The sequence below is a fragment of the uncultured Methylobacterium sp. genome (assembly GCF_964244095.1).
Lineage (GTDB): Bacteria > Pseudomonadota > Alphaproteobacteria > Rhizobiales > Beijerinckiaceae > Methylobacterium.
In genome coordinates, this window is sequence record NZ_CAXTHR010000037.1 from 22,681 (window position 1) to 29,088 (window position 6,408).

Here is a 6,408-nt window from a genome sequence, read left to right on the forward strand (position 1 = left end):
GCCGGAGCTCTTCGTGGACGCGGCGGTGCTGGCGAGGCTCGACAGGCCTGCGGTCATGGCTGGTTCTCCTGGCCCCCGGCCGGGGTGATCGCCCCGCCGTGGAAACGTTCGGTGTGGTTCGGATGACGCGACATCGTTCTAGATCCGGATATCGAGGCCGCCGTAGCCGCGCACCGCACGCATCGGCGCGGCCTCCTGTGGCGATTCCGCCGTCTCCGCGGTCCAGGCGCCGCCGCCGCGGGATCGGTTCCCGCCCTCGCTCGGCGAGCCGTCCCGGGTGCCTCCGTCCCCGCGCAGGGACATGCCGACGCCGCCCGACGCGTCGAGCCCGGCCTGCGACAGGGCCTGCTGCAACTGCCCGGCATCGCGCTGGAGCATCGCCAGGGTGTCGGGCCGATCGACCACCAGATGCGCCATCACCGTACCCCGCGCCTTGTCGATCTCCAGCTTGACCTCGATGCGGCCGAGTTCGGCCGGGTCGAGGCGGATCTGGAACTCGCTCGACCCCTGCAGGGAGCGCAGGCCGATGGTCATCGGCACCTGTCCGATCTGGACGGCGGGGGCGGGCTGCGAAGCGGCGGCCTGAGCCGCGGGGGCGGTCGATGACGCCGCGTGCGTGGCGCCCGCCGGGCTCGCCGCGGCCGGGTTCGGACCGGTGGCGCCCTGGGCCGCGTCCCGGTTCGCATCCCCCAGGGCGGTCAAGAAATCCGGCTTGGCCGCCCCGTCGAGGGAATCCGCCCGCGGCTCGGCGTGGACCGCCTCGGCGGCGGCGGTTCCATCGGTGGCGGGCCCGGCACCCGCATGCGGCCCGGCCGCACCCTCGACGGCCGCAGGCCCCCCCCCCGTGGGGGACGACGCGCCGGGCGTCCCCTGGATCTGCGCGTCGCCTGAAGCACCCGCGGCATCGGCCGCGGCCCCGTCCGGCGCGGCGGCGGCAGTACCCCCCGCCAACGCCGCGAACAGGGCGAGGAGACCCGGCTGCTGGGTCGGGGTCGCCGCAGCCTGTCCGGTCGCGGCCTCCTTCGGATCGGCGCGCGGCTCGGCCGCCTCCGTGTCGTCCGCCTTCGCGGTGTCGTCCGCCCGCTCGGGCCGCACCGGATCCTCCGCGGCCGGCCCGGCCCTGCCGCGGCGTCCGGCCGGCGCCGGGTCGGCGTGCCGCGCCGCATCCGCCCGGTCGTCGGCGACCCGCCGCGCCGCGCCGGCTTTCCTTGCGATCTCGGTGTGCGCATCGCCCGATGCCGCCCGCGCCGCCGATGCCCGCGCCGCCGTCGGGCGGGTCGCCGTCTCGTCGCGGCCGCGTGCGGCGCCCAGGGCGTCGCCGAAGCGCGCCTGGGACCGGGTGCCCGCGCGGTCCCAGGCGGCCGCGTCGCGCCTCGGACGCGCCGCGGCCGAACTCCGCGCGGGTTGGACCCACGCCCCCGCATCCGCCCAATCCGAACCGCCGACCGCCATGCACGCGCTCCTCGAAGGTTCGACGGGAGCAAGCCGCACGCCAGTCTGCCGAATCAGGCAAGGCGTTGTCCTGAATGATAAAAAGACAGGATCGTCCATCTTCGATACCGGCCGGCGGGGCCGAAGCTGCCGCCGCCGGGATCCCTCCCCGGCAGGAACTGCCGGGTGCGCCCGGACGCGCACGCCACGGCCTGGAAAGCGCCGCCGACTCCCGCTATAGACGGGCTGGGTGGCCGGAAAGCCTCGCATACGCGGCCGCCGGACCCGTCGCGATGAACCCCCTCGACCTGCCGAAGCCCGCCCCGCAGACGCGCGTCGTCGTCGCCATGTCCGGCGGCGTCGATTCCTCCGTGGTCGCGGGCCTGCTGAAGCGGCAGGGCTTCGATGTCGTCGGGGTGACGCTCCAGCTCTACGACCACGGGCTGGCGAGCCACCGCAAGGGCGCGTGCTGCGCCGGCCAGGACATCGACGACGCCCGAGCGGCGGCCGACCGCCTCGGGATCCCGCACTACGTCCTCGACTACGAGGATCGGTTCCGCGAGGCGGTCATCGAGACGTTCGCGGAGAGCTACCTCGCCGGGGAGACGCCGATCCCCTGCGTCGCGTGCAACCGCACCGTCAAGTTCCGCGACCTCCTGGGGCTGGCCCGCGACCTCGACGCGGACGCGCTGGCGACCGGCCACTACGTCGCGAGCCGGGCGCTGCCCGGCGGCGGGCGGACGCTCCACCGCGCCCGGGACGCCGCCCGCGACCAGAGTTATTTCCTGTACGCGACCACCGCCGAGCAACTCGACTTCCTGCGCTTTCCGCTCGGTGAGATGGCCAAGGGCGAGACGCGGGCGCTGGCGCGCGACCTCGGCCTGTCGCTGGCGGAGAAGCCCGACAGCCAGGATATCTGCTTCGTGCCCCAGGGCCGCTACAGCGACGTGATCGCCCGCCTGCGCCCGGACGCCGCCCGGCCCGGGGAGATCGTCGACCTCGCCGGCCGCGCGCTGGGGCGCCACGCCGGCATCGTGCACTACACCGTCGGGCAGCGCCGCGGCCTGGGGCTCGCCGGCCCCGAGCCGCTCTACGTCGTCCGCCTCGAACCCGAGTCCGCCCGCGTCGTGGTCGGCCCCCGCGCGGCGCTCGCCACCACCCGCATCCGCATCCGCGACCTGAACTGGCTCGGCGCGGGACCGCTCGCGGCCGTGATCGACCTGCCCGTGGCGGTCCGCGTGCGCTCGACCCGGCCGCCGCGCCCGGCGCTCCTCTCCCACGATCCGGCCACCGGCGGCGCCGAGGTGGTGCTCACGGAGCCCGAGGACGGCGTCTCGCCGGGGCAGGCCTGCGCGATCTATGCCGACGACGGCCCCCGCGCCCGGGTGCTCGGCGGCGGCACCATCCGCCGCATCGACGCGTTGTCGGCCCGGCCGGCGCGAGCCGCCTAGAAGACCCTCTACAGGAAACGTCCGAAAAAATGCTGAGCGAGCCGCAGGTGGCCGGGCCGAGCACGGCCCTGATGCGCAAGGCCTACGCCCGCTGGGCCCCCGTCTACGACGTGGTCTACGACAAGCTCACCGAGCCGGCCGCCCGCGCCGCGGTGGAGGCCGCGGCCGTGCACGGCCCGCGCATCCTGGAGGCCGGCGTCGGCACCGGGCTCGCGCTCGGCTACTACCCGAAGGGCAGCTTCGTCTGCGGCGTCGATCTCTCGGAGGACATGCTCCGGCGCGCCCGCGCCAAGGTCCGGCGGCGGCGCCTCGACCACGTCCGCGGGCTTCAGGTCATGGACGTCTGCCACCTCGGCTACGCCGATGCGAGCTTCGACGCGGTGGTGGCGCAGTTCCTGATCACCCTTGTCCCCGATCCCGAGGTCGCCCTCTGCGAATTCCTCCGGGTGGTCCGCCCCGGTGGGGGCATCGTGCTCTGCAACCATTTCGGCCAGAGCGAGGGGCCGGTGGCCCGCGTCGAGGAGATCGTGGCGCCGCTCTGCACCAGGATCGGCTGGTCGTCGGACTTCAAGGCGACGCGGATCGAGGCCTGGGCCCGGCGCAACGGCGTCGAGGTGATGGGCCTCGCCCCGACCTTCCCCGGCGGCTTCTTCAAGATCCTGCGGATGCGCAAGCCCGGGTGAGCAGCCCGGTCGAGGCCCCGGGCCCGGCGGAGGGCCGCTGGCGGCGCTTGCGCCGCTGGTCGCCGCTGGCGATCCTCGTCTGCATCTCCCTGGCGGTGCTCCTCTCCGGCGCCGCGCATCTCCTGAGCCTCGACCGGCTCCTCGCCTCGCGGGCGTGGCTGCGCGGCTTCGTGGACGCCGGCTTCGTCCGCGCGCTGGTCTCGGCCTACCTCGTCTATGTCGGCGCCGTCGTGGTCTCCGTGCCGGCGACCCTGGTCCTTACCATGGTCTGCGGCTTCCTGTTCGGGATCGTGCCGGGCGCGCTCACCGCCGTGGCCGGCGCCACGACGGGCGCGGCGATCGTGTTCGCCATCGGGCGGGGGCCGGGCGCGGACCTGCTGCGGCGGATGGGCGGCACGCGGATCGCGCCGCTCGCCGCGGGCTTCCGGCGGGACGCCTTCGGCTACATCATGGTGCTGCGCCTGCTGCCCCTCTTCCCGTTCTGGATGACGAACCTCGCGCCGGCCGCCTGCGGGGTGACGATGCGGGTCTTCGCGGCCGCGACCCTGTTCGGACTCCTGCCCGGCGCCCTGGTCTACGCGTCCATGGGTGCGGGGATCGAGGATGTCGTCGCCGCGCACGAGAGCGCCAAGGCCGCCTGCCTCTCCGTCGGCGGTGGCGCCTGCGACGACGCCCTGTCGCTGCGCGCCCTGATCACCCCGAAGATGGTCGCCGGGCTCGCGATGCTCGCGCTGTTCGCCCTGGGCTGCCTCCTGTTGAGCCGACGGGTTCGGCGTGCGTGACGGACCCGCAGCCGCTCGGCATCGACGGCGGCACGCTCACCCGCGAGGACGGCGAAGGCGGGGCACGCTCCAGGATCGTGCTGCCGGAGGGGTGAGGCCCTATTCCGCCGCCGCAAGCCGCTCCATCGGCGGCCGGATCCCGAGATCGGCCAGCAGCAGGGCGTCGTCGTCCTGCCCGTTGTTGGCCGTGGTCAGCAGGCGCTCCCCGTAGAAGATCGAGTTGGCGCCGGCCAGGAAGCACAGCACCTGCGCCTCGCGCGTCAGCCCCTTGCGCCCGGCGCTGAGGCGGACGCGGGTGCGCGGCATGATGATGCGGGCGGTGGCGCACATCCGCACGAGGTCGAACGGGTCGATCGCCGGCCGGTCCGCGAGCGGCGTGCCCGGCACGGCGACGAGCGCGTTGATCGGCACGCTCTCCGGGTGCGGCGCGTGGTTGGCCAGCACCTGCAGCATCGCGGCCCGGTCGCTCACGCCCTCGCCCATGCCGACGATGCCGCCGCAGCACACGCCGATGCCGGCCGCGCGCACGGCCTCCAGGGTCTTCAGCCGGTCGTCGTAGGTCCGCGTGGAGATGATGGACCCGTAGAAATCCGGGCCGGTGTCGAGGTTGTGGTTGTAGGCGGTCAGGCCCGCCTCGGCGAGGCGCCCGGCTTGGCTCGGCGTGAGCATGCCCAGCGTCACGCAGGCCTCCATCCCGAGGCCGCGCACCCCGCGCACCATCGCGAGCACCGCGTCGAACTCGGGGCCGTCCTTGGGCTGGCGCCACGCCGCGCCCATGCAGAAGCGCTGCGCCCCGGCGGCCCTGGCGGCGGCGGCCTCGGCGAGCACCGCGTCGACCGGCATCAGCCGCTCCCGCGCCACGCCCGCGCCCCCGTGGTGGGCCGATTGCGGGCAGTAGGCGCAGTCCTCCGGGCAGCCCCCGGTCTTGATCGACAGGAGCGAGGCCCGCTGGATGTCGGCCGGGTCGTTGTGCCGCCGGTGCAGGTCGGCCGCGCGGAACACGAGGTCCATCAGCGGCAGATCGTGGATCCCCCGGATCTCGGCCACGCTCCAGTCGTGGCGGATCGTCCGGGATTCGTGCTCGGCGGCGGGCTGGCTCATGCCGCCTTTGAGGGCGATCGGGCGCGAAAAATCAAGCGCCCCGCGCGGGACCGCCGTGCGCGGACGGCTCGGTCTGGACGATCATCCCGTACCAGCCGAGGCCGCGATAGGTCTCGTAGCCCGGCGTCCGATGGTAGGCCGTGACGCGGGCGTCGGCGGGGTCCCGCGCGAAGCCGCTGACCGCGCCGCGCGGATCGACCGCGACGGTCTCCGTGAGGACGCCGCGGCCATCCGAGGCCGCGAGCACCCGGCGCTTGGCATCGACGAGCAGCACCCGGGTTCGCGCGCGGTCCTCGGGTGCGACCCGCACCCCCTCGACGATGGCGCGTGCCTGAGGCTCCCAATCGAAATGGATGGCGAGCACCCCGCGCGGCGTCCCGCGGGCCTCGCCCTCCGCCCGGACCCCGGCCGCGTAGGTCGCCACCTGCGCGTGGGCGAGGGCGGGCTCCTGGCGGACGTCGGCGCAGCAGAAATCGTCGCCGCTGGACAGCGCCAGCGCCTCCTGAAACCAGGGCTCGTTCGCGACGCTGCGGCCGACGAGGTCTGGATAGCGGTCCGGCCGGCCGTTCGCGAGGATGCGCCCCGACCGATCGCACAACCACAGATCGAGATAGACGGTATAGGCCGACAGGATCACGCCGAGGCGCGCCGAGGCGTAGGCGGCGGCGGCCGGGGTGGCATCATCCCCGGTGCAGTCGACGATCGCCGCGTCGGTCGCCCACCAGCGCACGTCGCAGGTTCGCTCGTAGAGGTTTCGGTCTATCAACTCGACGGCGTTGAGGGCGAGGTCGACGAGGCGCTCTTCCTGCGCCCGCCCGGCCATCGCGCCGATCGCCCGCTGCAGGTCGACGATCCGGGAGGAGAGGTGCGTCTCGAGTTCGCGGGCGAGCGTCTCGATCTCGGTGCCGATCGCCCTCACCTCCTGCGCGACCACCGCGAAGCCGCGGCCCTGCTCGCCGG

5 protein-coding genes and 2 pseudogenes (2 of these 7 cut by a window edge) are annotated in these 6,408 nt (G+C 74.5%); 3 read left to right on the forward strand and 4 right to left on the reverse strand.

Annotated features, from left to right (window positions below; genetic code table 11):
- Together ACFE86_RS08405 and ACFE86_RS08410 are read right to left on the reverse strand one after the other, a co-directional pair.
- Positions 1-57 (reverse strand): annotated as a pseudogene (locus ACFE86_RS08405) (flagellar hook assembly protein FlgD) (it extends 647 nt beyond the left edge of the window).
- Between the two features lie 81 nt (positions 58-138).
- The gene (locus ACFE86_RS08410; protein WP_375454878.1) at positions 139-1,452 is read right to left on the reverse strand and encodes a flagellar hook-length control protein FliK; all 1,314 of its coding nucleotides are present in this window, start codon (positions 1,450-1,452) and stop codon (positions 139-141) included.
- A 272-nt stretch (positions 1,453-1,724) separates the two neighbouring features.
- Here ACFE86_RS08410 and mnmA point away from each other — a divergent pair, with 272 nt between their 5' ends.
- The 3 genes from mnmA to ACFE86_RS08425 are packed head-to-tail and all read left to right on the forward strand — an operon-like array spanning position 1,725 to position 4,347.
- Positions 1,725-2,882, forward strand: coding sequence for a tRNA 2-thiouridine(34) synthase MnmA (gene mnmA / locus ACFE86_RS08415; protein WP_375454879.1), 1,158 nt, complete (start codon positions 1,725-1,727; stop codon positions 2,880-2,882).
- A 29-nt stretch (positions 2,883-2,911) separates the two neighbouring features.
- Entirely contained in the window at positions 2,912-3,565 is a 654-nt protein-coding gene (locus tag ACFE86_RS08420) for a class I SAM-dependent methyltransferase (protein WP_375454880.1), read from the forward strand.
- Positions 3,562-4,347, forward strand: a complete 786-nt coding sequence (locus ACFE86_RS08425; protein ID WP_375454881.1) for a TVP38/TMEM64 family protein — start codon at positions 3,562-3,564, stop codon at positions 4,345-4,347. Before ACFE86_RS08420 ends, ACFE86_RS08425 begins: the two co-directional genes overlap by 4 nt.
- 99 nt (positions 4,348-4,446) lie before the next feature.
- On the opposite strand, the gene bioB is transcribed toward ACFE86_RS08425, so the two are convergent.
- Together bioB and ACFE86_RS08435 are read right to left on the reverse strand one after the other, a co-directional pair.
- Positions 4,447-5,448: a biotin synthase BioB gene (gene bioB / locus ACFE86_RS08430; RefSeq protein WP_375454882.1), complete on the reverse strand. Its 1,002-nt coding sequence runs from the start codon at positions 5,446-5,448 to the stop codon at positions 4,447-4,449.
- Between the two features lie 31 nt (positions 5,449-5,479).
- Positions 5,480-6,408: pseudogene (locus ACFE86_RS08435) on the reverse strand (methyl-accepting chemotaxis protein) (it continues 174 nt past the right edge of the window).